Source organism: Pontibacillus sp. ALD_SL1 (genome assembly GCF_017355605.1).
Genome location: NZ_CP062975.1, coordinates 762,707 through 782,678, shown reverse-complemented (window position 1 = coordinate 782,678; position 19,972 = coordinate 762,707). Strand labels below are relative to the sequence as shown.

25 protein-coding genes are annotated in these 19,972 nt (G+C 43.9%); 13 read left to right on the top strand and 12 right to left on the bottom strand.

Features of this window, described 5'->3' with window-relative positions; all coding sequences use genetic code 11:
* Positions 1–37: 37 nt before the first annotated feature.
* A complete protein-coding gene (locus IMZ31_RS23480; protein ID WP_207530871.1) occupies positions 38–604 on the bottom strand; it encodes a nucleoside/nucleotide kinase family protein in 567 nt (188 codons plus the stop codon).
* Positions 605–762: 158 nt separating this feature from the next.
* On the opposite strand from IMZ31_RS23480, the gene IMZ31_RS23475 reads away from it, so the two are divergent.
* The 3 genes from IMZ31_RS23475 to IMZ31_RS23465 all read left to right on the top strand — a co-directional run bounded on the left by IMZ31_RS23475 (position 763) and on the right by IMZ31_RS23465 (position 1,975).
* A complete protein-coding gene (locus IMZ31_RS23475; RefSeq protein WP_207530870.1) occupies positions 763–1,092 on the top strand; it encodes a hypothetical protein in 330 nt (109 codons plus the stop codon).
* Positions 1,093–1,279: 187 nt separating this feature from the next.
* On the top strand, positions 1,280–1,642 hold the full coding sequence (locus tag IMZ31_RS23470; protein ID WP_207530869.1) for a hypothetical protein: 363 nt from the start codon (positions 1,280–1,282) through the stop codon (positions 1,640–1,642).
* A gap of 135 nt (positions 1,643–1,777) precedes the next feature.
* On the top strand, positions 1,778–1,975 hold the full coding sequence (locus IMZ31_RS23465; RefSeq protein ID WP_207530868.1) for a hypothetical protein: 198 nt from the start codon (positions 1,778–1,780) through the stop codon (positions 1,973–1,975).
* Positions 1,976–2,010: 35 nt separating this feature from the next.
* On the opposite strand, the gene IMZ31_RS23460 is transcribed toward IMZ31_RS23465, so the two are convergent.
* A complete protein-coding gene (locus tag IMZ31_RS23460; RefSeq protein WP_207530867.1) occupies positions 2,011–2,829 on the bottom strand; it encodes a uracil-DNA glycosylase family protein in 819 nt (272 codons plus the stop codon).
* Between the two features lie 175 nt (positions 2,830–3,004).
* Here IMZ31_RS23460 and IMZ31_RS23455 point away from each other — a divergent pair, with 175 nt between their 5' ends.
* Together IMZ31_RS23455 and IMZ31_RS23450 are read left to right on the top strand one after the other, a co-directional pair.
* Positions 3,005–3,586 carry a hypothetical protein gene (locus tag IMZ31_RS23455; protein ID WP_207530866.1) on the top strand — a complete coding sequence of 194 codons (582 nt, stop codon included), beginning with the start codon at positions 3,005–3,007 and terminating at the stop codon, positions 3,584–3,586.
* Positions 3,587–3,738: 152 nt separating this feature from the next.
* Positions 3,739–4,035: a hypothetical protein gene (locus tag IMZ31_RS23450; RefSeq protein ID WP_207530865.1), complete on the top strand. Its 297-nt coding sequence runs from the start codon at positions 3,739–3,741 to the stop codon at positions 4,033–4,035.
* A 49-nt stretch (positions 4,036–4,084) separates the two neighbouring features.
* Here the strand turns inward: IMZ31_RS23450 and IMZ31_RS23445 are convergent, their stop codons facing one another.
* Both IMZ31_RS23445 and IMZ31_RS23440 read right to left on the bottom strand, forming a co-directional pair.
* A complete protein-coding gene (locus IMZ31_RS23445) occupies positions 4,085–4,873 on the bottom strand; it encodes a hypothetical protein (RefSeq protein WP_207530864.1) in 789 nt (262 codons plus the stop codon).
* Positions 4,874–4,916: 43 nt separating this feature from the next.
* Positions 4,917–5,444 (bottom strand): helix-turn-helix domain-containing protein, encoded by a 528-nt coding sequence (locus IMZ31_RS23440; RefSeq protein WP_207530863.1) that lies wholly within the window; start codon positions 5,442–5,444, stop codon positions 4,917–4,919.
* Positions 5,445–5,602: 158 nt separating this feature from the next.
* Here IMZ31_RS23440 and IMZ31_RS23435 point away from each other — a divergent pair, with 158 nt between their 5' ends.
* Positions 5,603–6,349 (top strand): metallophosphoesterase family protein, encoded by a 747-nt coding sequence (locus tag IMZ31_RS23435; protein WP_207530862.1) that lies wholly within the window; start codon positions 5,603–5,605, stop codon positions 6,347–6,349.
* A gap of 14 nt (positions 6,350–6,363) precedes the next feature.
* Here IMZ31_RS23435 and IMZ31_RS23430 read toward each other — a convergent pair whose 3' ends face one another.
* Positions 6,364–6,654: a hypothetical protein gene (locus IMZ31_RS23430; protein ID WP_207530861.1), complete on the bottom strand. Its 291-nt coding sequence runs from the start codon at positions 6,652–6,654 to the stop codon at positions 6,364–6,366.
* A gap of 189 nt (positions 6,655–6,843) precedes the next feature.
* On the opposite strand from IMZ31_RS23430, the gene IMZ31_RS23425 reads away from it, so the two are divergent.
* On the top strand, positions 6,844–7,065 hold the full coding sequence (locus IMZ31_RS23425; RefSeq protein ID WP_207530860.1) for a hypothetical protein: 222 nt from the start codon (positions 6,844–6,846) through the stop codon (positions 7,063–7,065).
* A gap of 152 nt (positions 7,066–7,217) precedes the next feature.
* Here the strand turns inward: IMZ31_RS23425 and IMZ31_RS23420 are convergent, their stop codons facing one another.
* Positions 7,218–7,409: a hypothetical protein gene (locus IMZ31_RS23420; protein WP_207530859.1), complete on the bottom strand. Its 192-nt coding sequence runs from the start codon at positions 7,407–7,409 to the stop codon at positions 7,218–7,220.
* Positions 7,410–7,552: 143 nt separating this feature from the next.
* Here IMZ31_RS23420 and IMZ31_RS23415 point away from each other — a divergent pair, with 143 nt between their 5' ends.
* From IMZ31_RS23415 to IMZ31_RS23395, 5 genes are all read left to right on the top strand, one after another.
* Positions 7,553–8,710 carry a hypothetical protein gene (locus tag IMZ31_RS23415; protein WP_207530858.1) on the top strand — a complete coding sequence of 386 codons (1,158 nt, stop codon included), beginning with the start codon at positions 7,553–7,555 and terminating at the stop codon, positions 8,708–8,710.
* 68 nt (positions 8,711–8,778) lie between these two features.
* Positions 8,779–9,060 (top strand): hypothetical protein, encoded by a 282-nt coding sequence (locus IMZ31_RS23410; RefSeq protein ID WP_207530857.1) that lies wholly within the window; start codon positions 8,779–8,781, stop codon positions 9,058–9,060.
* 120 nt (positions 9,061–9,180) lie between these two features.
* Entirely contained in the window at positions 9,181–9,636 is a 456-nt protein-coding gene (locus tag IMZ31_RS23405) for a hypothetical protein (RefSeq protein WP_207530856.1), read from the top strand.
* A 148-nt stretch (positions 9,637–9,784) separates the two neighbouring features.
* On the top strand, positions 9,785–11,218 hold the full coding sequence (locus tag IMZ31_RS23400) for an RNA-guided endonuclease InsQ/TnpB family protein (protein WP_207530855.1): 1,434 nt from the start codon (positions 9,785–9,787) through the stop codon (positions 11,216–11,218).
* 126 nt (positions 11,219–11,344) lie between these two features.
* On the top strand, positions 11,345–11,695 hold the full coding sequence (locus IMZ31_RS23395; protein WP_207530854.1) for a hypothetical protein: 351 nt from the start codon (positions 11,345–11,347) through the stop codon (positions 11,693–11,695).
* Positions 11,696–11,962: 267 nt separating this feature from the next.
* Here the strand turns inward: IMZ31_RS23395 and IMZ31_RS23390 are convergent, their stop codons facing one another.
* Both IMZ31_RS23390 and radC read right to left on the bottom strand, forming a co-directional pair.
* Positions 11,963–13,006: an IS1595 family transposase gene (locus IMZ31_RS23390; RefSeq protein WP_207530853.1), complete on the bottom strand. Its 1,044-nt coding sequence runs from the start codon at positions 13,004–13,006 to the stop codon at positions 11,963–11,965.
* Between the two features lie 127 nt (positions 13,007–13,133).
* Positions 13,134–13,778: a RadC family protein gene (gene radC, locus IMZ31_RS23385; RefSeq protein ID WP_242705741.1), complete on the bottom strand. Its 645-nt coding sequence runs from the start codon at positions 13,776–13,778 to the stop codon at positions 13,134–13,136.
* Between the two features lie 145 nt (positions 13,779–13,923).
* Between radC and IMZ31_RS23380 the strand changes: the two genes are divergently transcribed.
* Positions 13,924–14,403 (top strand): hypothetical protein, encoded by a 480-nt coding sequence (locus tag IMZ31_RS23380; protein ID WP_207530851.1) that lies wholly within the window; start codon positions 13,924–13,926, stop codon positions 14,401–14,403.
* Positions 14,404–14,442: 39 nt separating this feature from the next.
* Here IMZ31_RS23380 and IMZ31_RS23375 read toward each other — a convergent pair whose 3' ends face one another.
* From IMZ31_RS23375 to IMZ31_RS23360, 4 genes are all read right to left on the bottom strand, one after another.
* The gene (locus tag IMZ31_RS23375; RefSeq protein WP_207530850.1) at positions 14,443–15,042 is read right to left on the bottom strand and encodes a DUF4352 domain-containing protein; all 600 of its coding nucleotides are present in this window, start codon (positions 15,040–15,042) and stop codon (positions 14,443–14,445) included.
* 97 nt (positions 15,043–15,139) lie between these two features.
* Entirely contained in the window at positions 15,140–16,423 is a 1,284-nt protein-coding gene (locus IMZ31_RS23370; protein WP_207530849.1) for a methyl-accepting chemotaxis protein, read from the bottom strand.
* A 98-nt stretch (positions 16,424–16,521) separates the two neighbouring features.
* A complete protein-coding gene (locus IMZ31_RS23365; protein WP_207530848.1) occupies positions 16,522–16,749 on the bottom strand; it encodes a hypothetical protein in 228 nt (75 codons plus the stop codon).
* Positions 16,750–16,858: 109 nt separating this feature from the next.
* On the bottom strand, positions 16,859–19,912 hold the full coding sequence (locus IMZ31_RS23360; RefSeq protein WP_242705765.1) for a WxL domain-containing protein: 3,054 nt from the start codon (positions 19,910–19,912) through the stop codon (positions 16,859–16,861).
* Positions 19,913–19,972: the final 60 nt, after the last annotated feature.

Below are 19,972 nucleotides of genomic sequence, written 5' to 3'. Positions count from 1 at the left end.
TCAAAACAAAAACACGCATCGCTGCGTGTTTTGAGTATCACTTCCTTGTTTCCGTTACGTCACAAGAGGGCCACGACATCAAAGCTTCAAGCTCTGAAACCGCTTCTTCTACCGTTCCGTTATTCGAGAGGATCGCGTCACACAGAGCGATTTCCCCGTCGCGGTGACTTTCTTCTATCCGCTCCTCTAATTCCGATAGGGTCTCGCCTGTTTCAGCACTTCTTTCGTGAAGACGTTTCACTCGGATGTCCTGATCTGTATGGACCCAGACCACCCTGACAGCGATTCCTTCCTCTTCCAAGATCTTTTTCATATTGGTCGCCCCTTCTCCGTTCATGACAGCCACAACGTGAGGGAGACTCTTAATCCGTTTTGCTTCTTTCTTCGTCACCCCGTAGGTGAATCCATTTGAGTACGTGTGGTGCTCGAGGATTTCCCCTTTTTCGAGGAGCTCTTCGAATTCCTCATGGCTATAAAAGTAGTAATCCACACCGCTCACTTCCCCTTTTCGCGGGGGTCTTGTTGTGAAGGAAATGACGCGCTCAAAATGGGATTCGATGCTTGATTTCCCGCATCCTGACTTTCCGATTAGAATGGTTACCATTCATCTTCACCTCTGTTTTTACTAAGTATAGCAGGGGTTCTGTGGAAAGGTGCGGAAAAAGTGAACCTGTGAGAAGTTCTTCTCTTTTTTGAACACACTCCCCCTGTCAGGGATACAATAAGAACAGCAGATAAAAACAATAAGAAAGGATGATCGATATGGAACGTCAAGAGTGGTTGGATGGATTGCAAGAGGGAGACAAGGTCGCAATAAAGTCTGACTCTGCCTTTATAGCTCGGTACCGTGTAGCCCCGATCAAACGAATCACACCAACGAGAATTATAAAAGTACTTGGCTCCCAATTCACCAGGGAAGGCACAGAAAAAGGTGTGGAATACAGACGCTCCTCCTTAGTACCGATTACAAAAGAAGTGTTAGAACATATTGAGCAAGAGAGACTGATAGGCAAAATGAGAAACCTGAAGTTCGAAGAATTGTCCCTCAATCAATTAAGAAACCTTGATCGAATCTTGCGCGAAGAAAAATAAAACATCAAAAAATCAGCTCCAAACCCGTAAGCAGAAGGAATCTCTATCCTTCTGCTTTTTATGTTCAATAGAGATCATACTTGATTTCCCGTACCCTCCATGTAAAAATGATATTTTTTCGCCCCTTCTTTTTCCATCGTTGATAAAATAGAAGAAACTTAAAGACAGCCCAGAAAGGATGATCGATATGGAACGTCAAGAGTGGTTGGAAGGATTAAAAGAAGGGGATAAAGTCGCGGTACAGACTCACACCGCCTTCGGGACTCGTTATGAGTTAAAACCTGTTACGAGAATCACACCAACGAGAATTATCAAAGTCGACGGCAAACAATATACAAGCGAGGGCAGGGAAAAAGGTGTCCGCAGCACCTGGGATATCCGCTCAACCTTACAACCGATTACAAAAGACGTCTTAGAACACAGGGAACGCGCGAAACTGATCGGCAAACTCGGAAACCTGAATGTTAAAGCATTGTCCCTCCAACAATTGAGAGGCATTGATCGAGCCTTGAACGAGGAAGAAAAAAAGGATAAGAAAACCATGTCCTAAACACATAGCAAAAGGAACCTGATTCCTTTTGCTTTTTTTGTTGGTCTTTGTTCCTGGTTTGCCAAGTCCCTCCTATGCCGATTAGTATGGGAATAAGAAGGATAATAAATGAACAAAACAAGGAGGGATAACGGGATGGAAAGTTTGAAGCGGCTCAATGACCTTCAGGAAGTCATTCATTTCATGCACAAGGATTTGACAGAGGAAGCGGAAGAGGCAGAAAAAGGAAGCGAAGAATGGATGGAGATGATGAGCGGGATCACCCCGCTTGTGAATGTGTACTGGGATATTGAAAGGGAAAAAGAACGTGTTCGAAACAAAAAGGGGGAGTAAGGACTCCCCCTTAGGTGAATGGACTTCGGATATGGCTATGGGAGGACGTCCCGTGAGTCTGTCCGATTTGGTATCCACAGTGTTCTCGTTTTCGTTTTTATAAAGCAGTTATTGTTTAAGAATGCTTTGTTCGTTTCGTACCCATCTTTCTCTTCGCACGGATAGGATGGATGATGACTCTGAAAAATCTGATCCTGGTTGACGCCAAGCTCCATTAAGCTCGGAGCAAAGTCTCTTGCTTTACCCCATAAGAAGTGCTTCATACCCCCGTTTTTCTTTACAATATAGCCTAACAGTTCATAAAAGAAATCGGTCCAAAGCTTTTCGTGTTTCCCTGACGCTCCCTTATGCTTTCCTACCTCACAGGTGAACGAGCGATTCAGGAACAAAACCCCTTGCGATTCCCAATAATCAAAAATTTTGTCGGGCGACGGCAGATTGAATGCTCCTGTCCGAATGTCTTTTTTCACGCGTTTAAAGGATGCGCTTCTTTTTTCATCAAGAGCGGATTTATGAAGAAGCTTGATCATGTTACGCAGGGAGGCGTTTCGTTTCAGTTCCTCCCACGACTTGATCCCATTGACTTCAAACGATCTGCCCGTGGCTACGAACTCTCCTTTTTTCTCTCCCCTTTCCACTAATTGAGGATAGGGGTCTCTGCCGTAGACGATGCACCCCAGGGTGTGTAAGTCTGTATTGGCAAAGCGAAGGACTTGAGAGGGAGCGGGGGTGAACAGGTCTCCTATGCTTTCTTCAATCGTCAGCAGCATGTTTTGGATCTGTGGCTGTTCAAAAAAAGGTCTCCAGGATTCATCGATGGTCAGGTTTTTTAAAAATAAGGGTTGTTTCTCCATTTTTTCCTCCTTTTCGTTCCTTATAATGATTCCAGCTCAGTAAAGATACCATAACGCAAAAACACAAAAAGTCAATGTGGGATCGAGTTCTCCTTTTCTTTTTATTCACTTCTTTTCCCATCTCTCTCTGGTGTCCTGTTATAATAGTCAAAATCAGAAAAGAGGAGTGTGGAACATGAAAAGAATACCAGCCTCGGAATATTATAATCTGTCATCAGAACAAAAAAAGGAATATTGCGAAGCTCGAAAAAAAGAGCTGGAACAGTCGGACGACCCTGTTTTCAAAAAGATGCATGAGATCAAAGAACGCATTGTTCGCCACTACGAAGCGGATTTCTATGTTCATGACCTCAACCTGCTGACGATTGAAAGACCTCAGTGGGGTAATCGATTCGCCTGGTTCGTCAGACGAAACGGAACACACATGGTACCGCTTGATCATTTCTTTAAAGAGGATAAGGAACGTTCTGAAGAAATGTTCAAAATGTATGAGGATTATGATGTGAATAAAGGAGATGCGGAAATGTTTCTCATTGATCTGAACAGAGAAACCGTGACACCCCTCCAAACAGCCGATTCCGATACGCTTTCCTTCTCCTATACGAGCAATGGGCGAGCGTCCTACTTTGAATCCCTGGAACATTCGCATAACCCTTCCATACGAGAGTCTTTTAAACAACTGATGCACGATTATGGCAACTATCCACCCAAATCTCATATTGATGCCTTATTCCAGGAACAAGCATCATCCAAATAAGACATAACAGACCCACAAGAGGCTGATTGGAGCCTCTTTTTTTCTGTTCCTGATCCCATTAGCACGGCTGTGCCTTTCGGGAGCCAAATCCTCTTTATCCCTTGCACTTGTAGTGCTACGATTAATCTTGTAAGAAAAAGGGAGGATTCCATATGGCTTGTAATTATTGCGGAGAATTCAAAAAAGATTTGGAACATCGCGAGTACCCTTATGAAAAAGGAAGGTATTGTGAGGAGTGTTGCAGGAAGTTAGATCGATGGACAATCGAGGATTGGGACGATTTTTATGATGACATGAAGCGTGCTTCTGAACTCCATGAGGAACATATTGAATTCGAACAACCTGCCGAATCCGCTGAGGAAAAGTGGCGGAGGCAGACAGAAGACGAAAACGGAACGTGCAACCTGTGCGGGAAGAGCCGCAGGTACGGACACTGCGTGCATGTATGAAAAAAGAGGCCTTTTGGCCTCTTTTCGTGCATGCTTTTTGTCGCGTTTTTTATCTTGAACAGGAAGCGGATGGAGTACCGAATCGTTTTTTCTTCCATTCCTCGATCGCTCTTACATCCTCTTCTACATCGGAAAGTGTAACCCCGTTTTTTGGTTTTAAGACAAGAGTAAGTGAGCCTGTCAGGTTATTCTGCTCCTTGATTTCTGTACTTCGTTCGATTCCCACAACGTTTGTTGACCGAAGAATCCCCTTTAACGCTTTTCGATCCGCTTTTGACAGAGAAGGAACGATAGATTCACACGCTTTCTTGTAATCTCCTATAAATAGGTTTCCTTCATGATCTTCTGAAAGGAAATCGTGGCTCTCTGCTCTTGCTGACTGTATTGTATAGTGGTTTACAAGAAAAGAAAATGTCCGATCCCGTTCATTATAGGATTCTATCCCTTTGATTTCTTTCATATCAAAATGGTGGGACGCTTCTCGTAGTTTTTCCTTGAAGGTGTGCGATCGAATATGCCCTTCATCCCATTCTTCTTTCACCTTTTTGAACGTCGCGTGCAGCTTTTCTTGTTTCTTCCTCGCCTTGTAGCATTCCGTCAAGCTCTTGCGAACCTCTTTTGGCAGCCTTGTTGGTCCCGTTTGGAATTCAGTGGTTTTTGTCACATAAAAGACTTCCCCTGATAGATTCAAAAACTCATAAACCGTATGGGTTTCCCCGCAGTATAACCCTACGAGGCCGTTATCGTCTATTCGGTCATATACGTTCAGACACGCGTTCAGGATAGTGGTTTCCTCGCCACTTCCTTTTATTTTATAAATGTTCCCAGGTTTCATCATAGTCCTCTCCCTTTCTTTATGGAGTTTCATTTGACCCTGATGACTAAGCGTGTTGACGTTCCTTTTCAATCCGTTGGCGAATCCGCTTCATTTCTTCGTCCTCTAAAATGTGGTGAGGGAAGACCTCCCCTAAATCATTCAGCTGCATCACAAATGGTGCGAACTCCTTTTGATTCTCTCGGATATAAGCTAGATGAGCCTCAACTTCTTTAGGTGTTAACGACTCAAGCTCATATTCGGGTGTCTCCCAAACGCCGAAATCCTCGTCCATATCCGCGAACATGATATTGTAAGACGGGTTTCCGTGTGGTTTGTGCAGGATTTCATAAGCGATCCCGAACCCATTCGTGTCTTCCCCTTTCCGCTTCACACATTGCATGCGTCTGAAGTACGGTTCTTTTCCAAATAGTTTCTCCATCCCTTTTCGGGTAATGAGCCCAACCTCTCCGCTTCGTTTCGTTTCATAGTGATCTAATTTCTTGTAACGAATAGCATCCTCGATATCCATGGTATGGTTTAATCCCCATATTTCTACTGCTTCTGTGAACGTGAATACATCCTGGATGTTCATCCTGTCATCTCCTTTATATCTTTCCATATTCTAGTGTAGGTTCTACCCTCCTAGTATAGCCTGATGTGGCGAAAAACGGGAAAATAACAGTGATGTTCTTCCTGCCATCATTGACTTTTTCGTTCAATCGACTATAAGAAAGGGCGGAGGTGGTGGGTTTGAAATTTGATCTGATATCGGATGTGCATCTCGATGAATGCGAACACTCGCCTGAACGGGCAGCGGATGAGGTCATCCCTGACGCCCCTTCTGATATTCTTGTTTTTGCTGGCGATTTCGGTTTTGACGATGTGCGGAACGAGCGTTTTATGAGACGGTTAGGGGAAACGTATGAAACCATCCTTACCGTTCACGGGAACAACGACAACGGTTCTCGATGGGAGGCTGCCAAAGCGCACTATGAACGGCTGGAGGGAATCCTTCACTCGATGGAAGGTGTCCACTCCCTTCACTATGCCCCCGTTACCGTAAACGGGATTACGTTTCTGGGCAGCCCGATCTTCTTTGATGGAGAAAGTCTGATGAAGCATCACGGCGCAACAGAAGGAGATATTTTAGCAGAGTGGGAGAAACGGGGGTTAGCCGACAAGCATGGGGGTGTGATCGATGATCCTATTACCTGGGCCAGAAGGGAAAAAGAACGGCTCCTTTCCCTTATAGGCGAAGCGGATGTGATTGTGACGCACGGACCACCTGATTACTTCTTAAAAAACAGTGTTCCTTCATTCGGATTCTTTCACTTTGACGGAGAATCTTTTAAAGAACGAATACAGGGGAAAGCTTGGTGTTATGGCCATCACCATAAACGATCCTTTGCCGAGAAATACGGATGCCGATTTTACAACGCCACCTACAAAGGGAGTGTCGAGAAGAAGGCTTTTACCATCGATGTGAATCCGTATTAAAAAATGCTGAGTCATCACTCAGCATTTTGTGAACATTGTTCCTTTTGGTTTTTATGTAATTGTTTTTGCAGCGCCTTTACCTCTTCTCGCAAGGTTCCACTCTTTTTCATTTCCTGAAGAATGGTTTTTCTCATCACAATCAAGGGGGTTAACATAAGAAGCCCAAAAGCCGTCTGGGATTCCACGCACTTATAAATGCCGACCACAACGGATAACGCAACGAGGAACGACCAGTTGTGCTCGTAAAAATAAATTTTCCATTTCATGTGCCGAATTTTCTTCTTTAATGCATGGTTTTCCTTCATAAGTTAACCTCCTTATTGTTTGATTTTGTTTTTTACCGTTCGGAGTTGCTACTTGGTATGTATGGGAACCCGATTATAGCCTACCCTTATCTTTTTATTATTTTTGCCCACTTCTCCTGCTTGGTGGTTATACTTAAAAAAAGAGAGAAGCACGCTTGTTTTCACAAAAATCAGAGAGGATGATAGCACATGCGTTATATTATGGTCTGGCAGCACGAAACGGAAACCTGGCACTTCTTTATCGGAGACTTTGATGAAAGACCGTTTCTTGATCAGGGTGGTTATGTGGATTACGAGGTTCATACACGTAATGGCTTGATCATTCAGGACACTTTTAACAAAGCGAACGAAAACCGACTATTCAGGGACGTGTATGATGAATCCTTGTGGAAACTGAAGAAAATTAGTTAAATTTTTATCATTTGAACCATAAAAAAACCCTTCTTTATAGAAGGGTTTTTCTCTTTATATTTCTTTATTTTTGAAGAGTGAAGACCGAGAAATCAGAGCGTTTCATTGTGACTTCCATGTCTTCTCCGATGCCGCCCTTATCTTTCAACTGATCAAGGATTTTCTGTTGTTTCTCCTGTTGGGCCAGTTTCATCTGTACCAAGGCGTTCTGAAATCCATTCGCTTCTTTTCGTTCCCTCAAACCCTTGCCCGCTGTACTGAGCAAAAATGCGGTACTCATTCTGCTCTTCAGGGTCCTTTCGAAGCTCAAACGTCGTTTCAGAATCAAACGCAACTATCATCACAAGATCCTCTCCTTGTTCCTTTTATGAACCTCCTCCACTAAAAAAATCCCTGTTTGATTTTTCATTAACATCCCTTGAAAAGGATCGCTAAATGTAGATAAACGCCACTCCCTCTGCTAGTGTTCGGAGAAAGGAGGTGTCCCATGACCCGTTCATTGAAATCGATCCTTGTGGTTCAAACGCTTTACGTCATCACCTTAACGTTTAACGAGATTTACCTGAATCTTTATTTTTATTCCCTCTTTGGTGACTTCCGCTACGTGATTCTGTATACAGCATTCTACTTCCTGTTCAGCATTCTGTTCTCCCACCTGAGTTACACGATGATTAAGAAGAACAGAAGTTTCAAAGGCAACCTCCGATATTCTTGTGTGGGAGGAGTTTTGGCATTCCTATACCTTAGTTTTGTTCCTGTTACAGGAGTAATGGATCTCGTTTTCGTCGGGATCGGCATGGGGATGTTCAATGGATTTTTCTGGTCCGTTGTGAACCTGAAGGTGACAAATCTAGAAGGAGGAGATGAAATAACGGACTATTTTTCGTACTATTATCTCATCAAGCAGGCCTGGTCGTTTTTCGGCCCTTTCCTCATCGCTCTTTCGATATGGGCCCTTGGCTATGATGTATCCTTCTTAGTTGTGGGATTGTCTCTCCTGCTGTTTCTCTACCACGATACCAGAATGCCGAAGGATTCGTTACCCGTACCCCCGTCCCCTTCGTTACCTCATCAGTTACGTCGCCTGTTCCCGAAACATCCGACCTATTTTCTGGCTCAAGGTGCGAAAATCCTGTTCCACCAATACACGGCCATCCTGATCATTTATTTTGGCATCACGATCACCACAAACGAATGGGGACTGGCTTTCATTAACGCTTCCTATGCCTTGATACTGGCTGTTATGATCATGTTGCTGCCAAAAAGAGCCCATAAGGGAAGGCGGATGGTTACAGGCCTTTTCCTGATTCTTATCCCTCCACTGGCGCTTCTTGTGAACACTTCTGCTCTCACGCTGTTTTCCGTCAGCGTCTGTTTTGTCATCGGGTTTTATCTGTACAGCACCTACTTTCAGGCGGAACAGTTCGAATACATCCGCTATCTCCCGTTCGAGAGCCAGTTGGTTTTTATGTATGGACGAGAGTGGATGCTGAATGGAACGAGGGCTATCACGCTTCTCTTTCTATTCTCTTTTTGGTCCAATCCATGGGTGGTCATCGCAATGGGCGCAATCGCTGTCCTTTCAGGCTTCCTCTCGCTTCATTTATTGAAAAAACTGTCGGATCAGCCCCTCTCGGATGATTGACTCTCCTTTTTTCCTCGTTTTCAACCTCCCCTTATGTATACTGTAAGAAAAAAGAGAGGAAGATTCGAATGCGTTTTTACATGAAGGCCCGAGCAGAGGATTTCATTTTCGACGAAGAACGAATGTATGGGTACATCCCAGAGGAAAAACAACTTGTCCGACAGGGGGATTTCCGAAAAGGGGCAGGAGCCTTTCGTGATGTGACGGGAAGAGGGTACAATGAATGCTTCAACATCCTCTCTGAGTACGAAGCATATGTCGTCGCCAAGCGAGATTTCGAGAACGGAGAAGCAGTATATGTGGATTACAAGCGAAAGCACGGGGATTTTTCTTCCCATGAAACGAATTAACTTCCCCAGTGAACCTCTCTTCTAAGAGAGGTTTTTTTCATGAAAAAACGCCTCTTTTTCATTCGTTGGAGGAATCCCCGCTTTTATAGACAAAGGGGTTTAAAAGGGAGGGCGGAGGAGATGACAGAAGCCGAAGTGATTGAGAGGAACCTTGCCTATTTGAAAGGATTTGTGACGGGTACGTACACGTTTGGCATTTTGCTTATGGCCTTGCTTCTCTTCTGTGTCTTCACGCGAAAAACGATAAGATTCCGCACTTCTTTGATGGCGGTGTCTGTCCTGTTTATGGGTTGTTTTTACATGACAGGTGTCACGGAAGAGCAGCTCACCAAAAACCTTTCCTCTTCGATGGAATCAGGGTATGTTAAAGAGACAACTTACGGGGTGCGAAACGTTGTGAAACAGCCTGATACAGGATGTTTCCTTGTCATGTACGGAAATTTAGAAGACCTTTTCTGCCAGGATGAGGTGGTATTCACAGAAGAATGGCCCCGTGTGATTTTAAAGGAAGCCACAGAACGTTTGTTGAATACTTATGGCCCCTACCAAAAACGAATTGCCTATCTTCCTCATTGAAACCGACCTTTCGACATCTATCAAACATAACCCAGAGTACCCCTTCAAAATCTTTGATTTAGTGGGGGGTGAATGGGTCTTTTTTATTTCCCGCCTTAATGTTTTGCTTCATTTGAACATATACTAGATGTATAGGGAGGTGGAAAATATGACTTACGAAACTCAACAGATTTGGATTAAGAAAGGCCATAAGATGTACGGCTATTGCCAGTCTTCCTGCCAAAACGCAAAAAACATGTACAATACAACCAACTTCTATATACGGCAGGTATTTACCGCTCTTCAAAGCGAAAAACCGTTACAGCCCCTTCAAGAAGAAGTCTTAAACGAGATCAGAACCAATCTTGACGGGATGAATGAGAATCAGCTCCTTGCGTACAAACGAAAGCTAGAAAAAGAGAATAAGAAACCAAAAGAGGAACGCAAAGAGATTAAAGCGAATCTGTTCCAATTGCCAACAAAAGAGAAGCCGTTTCTTTCGTACGGCTTTTTAGATGCTCTGTTTAAATACAGGGTTCAGGCTGATTATCGTTCCCTTCCCACCCAATCCAGTCAGTGGATCATGAAGAGTGCCTTCGAGGACTGGAAAAATTTCTTCAAGTCCCTTCGGGACTATAAAAAACTTCCTCATAAATATAAAGGCAGGCCCAATATTCCAAGCTACTCCAAAGCCAGTCAAAAAGAGCTCCTCCTAACCAATCAGGACTGTACAATCAAACAGGATAGGTATTTAAAATTCCCAAAAACCAAAACCAAGCTCAATATTGGGAAACTCGGTCATAGCGGGAAGAAACTGAAACAAGTTCGCATTATTCCGAAATACAATCACTACGTAATCGAGATTGTATTTCAGGGAGAGGAAACAGATCTTTTAGAGGACAATGAGCGGTATATGGGGATTGATTTAGGCGTAAACAACCTTGCAACCATCATTACAAACACAGGGATGACCCCTGTTTTGTATAAGGGCAAGCGTGCAAAAAGCGATAATCACTACTACAATAAAAAACGTGCTCACTACGTGGGGATTCTTCGGCATGGACAAAACGAAAAAACAGGTTTGTTTTCATCCGCGCGTTTAGAACGACTTCACCGTAAGCGCTTTTTAAAACTAAAGGATCAGTTTCATAAGGTGAGCCATGGAATTATCAGGATCGCCTTAGAAGAAAACGTAAACACGATTGTCATCGGGAAAAACCTTGGATGGAAGCAAAGCGTCAAAACTGGCAAAAGAAACAACCAAGCGTTTTGTCATATCCCCCATACCCTGCTTATTAACATGATCCGTTACAAGGCGGAACGCCTTGGAATTACCGTTAAACTCGCAGAGGAAAGCTATACGTCCAAAGCAAGTTTTTTAGACGGGGATGATCTTCCTCTATATAAAGAAGGCGAAACCCATTTGTTTAGCGGGAAGCGAGTCAAACGAGGGTTGTACCGCACGAAAAACGGCATTCTGTTGAATGCCGATGTAAATGGAGCCTGTAATATCTTAAGAAAAGTAGTTCCAGAGGCTTTTAACGGGCTGGACGGAATAGAGGGGTTGTTTGTGTCAACTCCACGGGTGTTAAGCGTCCGTTAGGACGATACATCTGAAACCCCTTCAAAATGCATAGCATTTGGTGGGGGAGTATTCATCACACCTAACCCCATCCGTGATACACTGAAAAACAGATGACCAAAGAGACCAGAAAGAAGGAACCCCAAGATGAGCACGGTTAACAAAATTCTATGCACCCGTTACATACGGTTAGTAAAAGAAATGGTCCTCGCATTTGATGATGCTGATCCTTCCGCGCTCTTGTTTATCGATCCTGTGCACGGAAATACGCTCGCCACTTTTCGAGAAGAATTCCCCGATCGCATTATCCTTCCCTCCTCTTCGCTTGAAGAAATTAAGCGGTACACGGAGCATTATGAAGCAGATACGATCTTCATCTTTTTGGCCAATTCCTTAAAGAGGCGTACTTCCCATTCGTATTGGGGTCGTACGCCTATCGAAGACCTTCACACCTTTTCGCAGGAAGAGGACATTTCCATCACGTACGGCGTGCTTTAATATAAGGCTCTGTTAAAGCTTAATGTTGATATTTATATAAAAGCAGAACTCCCAATTTATGGGAGTTCTGCTTAAAATATTGTCTTATTGAATTGAACTAATGCACCCTTTATTCAAAGAACTTTATTTTGAAATACTCTTAAAAATAAAAACCCCCAGTCCAACAAATACCGCAAATATAACTATGATTAGTAGTAAACCAAAAACCCCAAAGTTTGATAACATATTGTGCCCTCCTTACTTCATGATACTGCCAAGAAATAACCTTTATACAGTAAACTTAGATAATCTAAGTGTATCATAAGTTTCTATATTTGGAATTAAATTCCCTTTTATTATCATATCGTTCATTGTGATTTCATTTCGCTGATGATGAATGCTCTCTAACACTTGAAACCAGGCAAGATAATTGTTCAAATACTTGGTCGCCACACCGTTAAAGCGCTGTATCCAACCTTTCAGTCTTCGGTGGTAGTTATTGACGTTCTGGATGTGATATAGACCCTTGGTGCGAATTTTTCCATCAGACTTGAATTGATAGATATCCATCCCCTTTTCATAAGCATAGGTTTTAAAGGCACGCCAAGCATCGGTACATAACACATTCTCGTTGGAGAGTTTATGCCCGATGGCTTTATCTAGTTGGTCTTTTGTTAATCGTCCCATTCCTAACGTCTGGGAAAAGGTCACCTTGTCGCGGTCTCTTGCGACCAGAACACATACCTGCTCTTTACTTATGCCGCGCTTCTTTGCGGAACCGCCTCTTTTACGAGGCTTTCTATTTTTAATCTTTCTTTGTCCTTTTTCAGAGTACAGGAAATAAGTCTCGTCCATTTCAACGATACCTTGGAAATTTGAGATTTCCATTTGTTTTAGTGCTGTTAGGAGCTTGTGCCTCCAATAAAATAATGTGACGTGAGTAATGTTACCAATCAACTCTGCTGATTTACGAAGAGAATAACCTTCTATCATACATTCAATAAACTTCATCCAATGATTGAGATGACGAGTTCTATATAATGCCGTATTGGTTAGGTCAGTAAAAGTCTTTCGACAGGCTTTACAGCGATAACGTTGTTTCTTCACTTCTTCCCCATCTACGATAGTGGAGTATTTTCCAAACCGCACAATGTGCTCTGACTCGCAATCAGGACAACGATAGCCATCCTTATTTTTACGTTCCGAGATTTCTTCCAATACCGTTCCTGTTGACGATGAGGCAGTAAGAGCATCGATTAAATATTCCCGTAAACGATGCTTTTCCGAAGGATTAAGTTTTTGAATGGCTTTAAGGATATCGGTTGCTCTCACAGTTATCACCCACTCACATTTGATGACTTCATTATAGAACATTTGTTCGATTTGGGCAAATATCAACAACCAACTTAAACATAGCCTAATATAAAAAAAGAAAAACCCGTGAAAGGGTTTTTTTGTATTATAAGTAGCCTAATTCTTTCATGCTGGTGTATTTCTCTCCATCACCAATGATGATGTGATCCAATAACTCGATCCCGATCATTTTCCCAACTTCAATTAGCCGTCTCGTCATCTCGATATCTTCCCTGCTTGGTGTTGCATCTCCACTTGGGTGATTGTGCGCGCAAATAACGTGTGCTGCACTATGTGTGATGGCTTTTTTGTACACTTCCCTCGGATGAACGATACAGCTGTTCAAATCACCTACAAACACTTCCTCACGTGCGATCACACCTTGTTTGGCGGATAAATAAGCAACTGTGAAGTGTTCCTGACTGTATTGGTTCAGGTAGCGAAATATCTCTGCTGCATCTTCTTGCGAGCGAACAATGGTTTTTCTGTCGAGAGAACGAGATCCTAACTTTCGGGTCAGTTGAAGCATTGCGCGTAAGCGTTCGGCCGCCACTTTTCCGATTCCTTCATAAGACAGAAAATCCGCTTCACTCATTTCCAGTAGTCGCTGAGTTGGGATGCCAGCGATTTCCTGACAAACGTCTGGTTGCGCGTTTTTTCCAATTACCAAAGCCAACAGTTCACTAATCGACGCCTCTTCTAATCCGTATTGAACTGCCGCTTCCTTCACCATCATGTTATAAGACTTCATTAGAATCATCCTCTCTTTTCTTTCGTGTCATTATTATAAGAGCCCAAAAGAAAAAAGCGCGAATAAATGTTACATTTTTTAAACAAACACACCATCCGATCTCCTTTTCGGTGTACACTATAAAAAACGATAAGGAATGATGATGATGAAACGCCTGCCTATCTTGTTCTTCTTGCTGTTACTTGCTGCCTGTTCGGCAAACGGAGAAACGAAAACAGCCGCCCCAGATCCCTACCCTTCCCTTCATAACGAAGCCTTTACAACCACCTGCCTGGAAATCGGGAGCATTATGAAAGAGTTCCATAATTTTTACCTGGAAGCCACAGCGGATGAAACAATCATCACAAGTGGCGAAGCCACAGATCATTTCAACATGTTGTTCGATCAGTTGAACGAGCTGACGGAGGTTTATTTTGAAGAAGTCAATCATATTGTGAAAGATGATTTGTATCGGGCATTCGGAGATAGCTTTGATCCCTTTTTGGATAGTGTTACGGTGATGCAACGAGGAGCTTACACGGCGGACGTGAATCGTTTCAAAGAGGCCGAAGAAGGATTAACTTTGTCACTTGAGCGGCTAGCTGGGTGGAAGTCTTTATTACAGGAGGCCAAAGACGAAGAATAAAACAAAAAAAGCTGAAGGGGTATCCCTTCAGCTTTTTCATTATTTCGCTTGAAATTCCCAAATAGCAGGATCTCCACCCATAGATGCCATAGACTGATAATGAAGTTCCATCATGCCGTCTTGTTTCGGTACGTCATAGAACAGAGACCCTTTCACTTTCTTGCCACCTGCAATATCGTTTGACAACGCCATCGGATCAGACGGAAGAGCGGTTCCCTGTTCAAATCCTTCTGTTCCGTAAAGGGTAAACTCAGACGAGTCCACAAACACGGACTCTTTGTTTGTGTTTTCTACAATCACTTTGACTTCAATCGCGTGATCTTCTGTAAGAGGCTCGTACTGATTGATTTCCCCTTCGAAAACGGAAACGTCTGTTACCGTGATTTTTACCCCATCTACGTTTAAGGTGTCTCCCACTTTTGCCATAGATGGTTCCTCTGAAACCTCTTCTTTCGAGCTTTCGTCACTTCTTTCGGTTTCCGCATCCGCTTCAGCGTTTTCCTCTTCTTGTTGCTTGTCCTCATCCATTTCCTTTTGCACTTCGTCGCTTGCCTCATCGTTTTCTACACTTTGTTCGCTGCAAGCTGCTAATACCCCGATTGTCAGGATCAGCAGAAATCCTAGTATGTACCGTTTCATGTCTATTCTCCCCTTTTCATAGTATAACTCTAGTAAGTATAGTACAAACGGAGCAGAAGGGGAACCCATATTTCTCCAAAGGATAAAAAAACCAGCCTTACGGGCCTGGTTCCATGCGGTACCTTGTTGTTTCCTTCTCAAGCCGTTCAGCCAGACGCGTTAAATGTTGAATGCTGTCGTAAATTTCCTCAACAGATGCGAATTGTTCTTCGAGCGAACTGGCCACATAATGGGCACTTTCTGTTGTCTTCTGGGAATAAACAATGGCTTCTTCTGCCTGATGTTTCGCTTTTTGATTGTAATCAGCCACAGCTCCTGATTCTGATGAAATGGTACGAAACTTTTTGGCAGAGGTTTCGGCGGATTCGGATATCGTCTGAAACACCTGCTTGGTATCTCCGATGGTTTGAATGCTTTCGTGAACCTGTTGCATCGCTTTCTTGGATTCATCCCTCACTTCTCCGATCTCTGTCCGAATTTTGGCAATCGTTCCTTTCACGGACTGAGAAGCATTTTCGGACTCCTCGGCCAGTTTCCTTACCTCATCCGCCACAACCGCAAACCCTTTTCCATACTCCCCTGCCCGCGCTGCTTCAATCGAAGCATTCAATGAAAGCAAACTGGTTTGTTCTGTAATGCGTAAGCTTAGTTCTAATACACTTTCGATTTTTTCAGAATGTGTGTGGAGTCGTTCCAGCAGCTGTGTCGTGGTTTCCACAACGGCCTGTATTTCATACACCTGATCCGTTATGTGTTCAATCCCGATATGCCCCTCCAGGGCGCGTTCCCGTATGGTTTCACTCGATCGGGCAACTTCCTGGATGTGTTCATTCATCATCTTCGTGGTTTCACTTAAACCCGTGAAGAATGAGAGCGACCCTTCCGCCAACTGGAATTGTTTTTCAGCGTGTTCATTCATTTCTTCCGTCGATCCCGATATTTCCTGATTGACCAGCTTATTTTCCTCAGCGATCACCGACAACCTTTCAGATGATTGTTTCAGAGTCAGAATCGTTTCCTTTGATTGTTCCAGCATGTTTCCAAATGCTTTCACCATTCCGTTCAAACGACGGGACAGATCTCCGATCTCATCACGCGATAAAGATGGGTACGCTGCTGATAAATCCCCGTCCGCAATCTGTTCTGAAACATCACGGATGGTTTCAATGGGTCTGAATACACGCCGATGAAGCATCGCGATAAAGCCGATGCATCCGATCGTAATGAGGGAAGCAGATAAAATGGAACTCCACAGGACGTTTCGGACAACTTCCTCCTGCGATTTAAACAGATAAGCAAGATTGTAGGAGGTTGCACAGGCATAAATGATAAACAGGGACAAAAAGAATAGGTACACTTTGGATTTGATCGTACGTAACATAGCCTCACCTTCTTCCCTGCACCTTACCCTTAAGTTTCAGACAAGTCAAAAAAACGCCGATAAAAATGCAATACAAAAACCCCTGTCAGGGGTTTTTCTTATTTTTTTCGATAGTTGACATGTCCTTTTACCGTTGCCAAAAAAACGACTACCGCATAACAGCACCCAAATCCAACAGGAATCCGTGGCAACGAGCTGAACCAAAGGAGCATCAAAAACAGAATGAACATCAGAATGGAAAACCCGTAGAAGTAACGGATGGCAAACATTTCTCGATTGTCTCCCCATTGATTCTGAACCGCTCCTGCTATTGGTTTTTGCTTCATTTATTTTTCCTCTTTTCGCGTATGCTTTCTTATATCATACATCAATTCTGTGAAATGTTTAGATAAACTCTCGGAACACTTAATAGAAAACCCTGACCAAAGATCAGGATTACGGTCCTGCTGACAGTTCCCATTGAATCGTTGTTTTATAAACAACTATGCCTCCTGGATGATCTTCTGGGTCGATTAAAACTTTATCCGCAGGAACCGTTAACACGAGCGCCTCATTTGGGAACGATGCTGCACTTACCCCTGTCCCTTCTCCATTAAGAGATGATAAAATTGTACTGGCTGACCCGTCATCAAGCACAAAGAACCCTCCAGTCAAGCTTGGCGGATTGTCCCCTGTTATGGATTCAGGAGGAAGTAAGGCGATGCTGCCTGCTGGAAACGTGAGTCCCGCCCCCCCGACCTCTGCCAAAGGCGAAGCGGAAACAGTGACATGCCAGCCGTCAGGTGAAGCCCGTGTATCGGTAATCAGGAGCGGTCCTGAAAATGACCATGTCACTTCTGCTGTTTCTCCAATGGTTGCAGAAGGAACGCCTGTCACATCTGGCGCTTCTAAGGAGAATTCCTCCGAAATCTCATTCGTATCCGCGTCTGGCAGAACGTTTTGCAGATGCGGATATCCATCATTGATAGAAGGATCGATTGCCCACACGTTCGCAAAATCCCATCCTGTGTAGGTTGATTGTTGTTTCATCTGGGAAGTGGTTTTCCCTGTTCCTGAATCAGATACGGAAACTCCTGTTGTATCCACATCCCAAAAAGAACGTAGAAAAGCATTGTCCCCATAGAACACAAGTCCTCCATCATAATAGGGGGTTGTAATCGAACCAGTTGCATAAACATTTTCTAACAAATCATTGTTACCTTCAGTTGCAGATATTCCTCCAGCCCTTCGAAGAGATGCGTTTACACCTACTCTTGTGTAAATATTCGATAATGTAGAAAAACTCATGCCACCCACTAAACCACCTACGCGCTCAACGCCTGTCGCTGTTCCAATTACAAAAACAGAACTTATTTCAACGCGTTCAGCATATCCTACAAGGGTCCCCACTACATTTTTTCCTGTTACATTGATATTCTCGATCCCGACGTTTCGTATAACGGCATCACTGATAGACGCATTAAACATCGTGTGGCCGAATATCCCGAGCGTACTCTGGGACGGGCGATTGATTGTCAGATCCATGATTTTATACCCTTTCCCGTCAAACGTTCCTACGAATTCTGCGTTATTTACGCCGATAGGAGAAAAACCCTGTCCCCCGTACCAATAAACTGTTTCGCTGCAATCCAAATCGTTTCCTAAATGAAAGACCCCGTCGATTTCCACGTTATTTAAATTGGTATCAAGTTTTTGAATGCTTTGTAGTTCAACGCAGGTCGTGATGATGTACGGATCCCCACTTGTCCCGCTTCCGCTGGGGCGGATGGAAAGTTTTGAGTCGGGCGTAACACTCTGGAGATATGGATACCCTCCATTAATCAAGGGATCGATTGACCAAATATTTGAAAAATCCCAGCCTGAATAGGTTGTTTCTTGTTTCATTTCGGCTGTGGTTTTCCCCGCACCATCCGTTGAAGTACTTTGACCTGTCTCTTCCGTGTCCCAGTAACTTTCCTCTATCTCAGAAGGTCCGTAAGTGCCTCCTGACAGTCCGCCCGTATGTGCATTTCCTGTTACAGAACCTGCTGCATAGACGTGCTTAGACCAATCAAAATAGATCTCATAGATAAACCCAACCACGCCTCCTACTCCGTCATTCCCTGTTGTGATGACATGGGAGTAGGCATTAAGGATGGTGCTGTCATTTAAAAACCCCAAGACGCCTCCCACTTGGTTTTCGCCTGTTACCGCCCCTGTCGCATAAACCGTAGAGACGTCCGTATACATAATCCCTCCAGCTAAACCTCCGACATTATTCTTTCCTGTTACATTAACAGAAACCAACCCCACTCCTTCAATTGCTGCATTCGACACTTCCCCAAATAAGCCCACATAATCTTCAGCAGGTCGATTGATCGTCAAACCCGTTATCACAAACCCTTTTCCATCGAAATGACCAGCAAATGGGCCTCTAATCGGCTCGAACCCAAGTCCTCCGTTCCAATTCACCGTTTCCTGACAATCAATGTCCTTCCCGAGCTCAAAATACCCTTGAATAGCATTTGTTCCAGCATCCGCGTCATAAGCAGGGATATTTTGGAGCCCTTCGCACGTTGTGATGATGTACGGATCCCCACTTGTTCCGCTTCCTCGTAAAGCACCTTTAGCATGCGGTTCGATCCCCTGAAGATACGGATACCCACCATTGATCGAAGGATCCATCGCCCAGGTGTTTGTGAAATCCCAGCCTGTATAAGTCGATTGTTGTTTCATTTCGGCCGTGGTTTTCCCTGTGCCCCCTCGTGTCCCCACTACACCAGAACGTTCCGTGTCCCAAAAAGAGGATTGAAAATCTCCCTCATCAAGATAAGATGTTAACCCTCCGCGATCAACGCCAGAAAGGTTGGAAGCAGAATATATATATCCAAGTTCGTTCGCCAGTATATCCCCAACATAAGCAATCGCGCCCCCAGCGTCATCCGTTGCTTCCACATCTGCCAGGGAATAGACGTTTTGAACCAATCCACCACTCCAAATCCCGAGGATGCCCCCTGCTTCGTCATACCCTGCTACCTTCCCTGTTGCGAACAGCCGATAGAGATCCGCCCTATTGTTTTGTCCCGCAATAATGCCGACATAACGATCCCCAGTGATATCCGCATCCTGGACGCCGAAATTTTGTAAGATGGCTCCATTGCCTACCTTAGAGAACAAACCCGTATAATCTTTTGTAGGGCGATGAATATAAAGATCGGTTATAATGTGTCCGTTTCCTTCAAAACTCCCTTTGAATTGACCGCCGATTGGAGCAAATCCAGCGCCCGCATTCCAGTTCCTTGCTTCCAGGCAGTCTATATCGTTTCCAAGCTCAAAATATCCCTGTATACCTCCTGTTCCGCTATCTGTATCAAGATTCTTCACATCTTGGAGTTCAACGCAGGTTGTGATGATATAAGGGTCCCCGCTTGTGCCGCTTCCGCCCAAAGCGAAAAGGGATTCTTTCATTCCGATCCAAAATCCTATTGCAATCGCAATACTACAAACCATTCGTTTCACACCCATCACCTCTTTTTGAATTCGGGTATCACAGATTCTTCAATAAGGTAC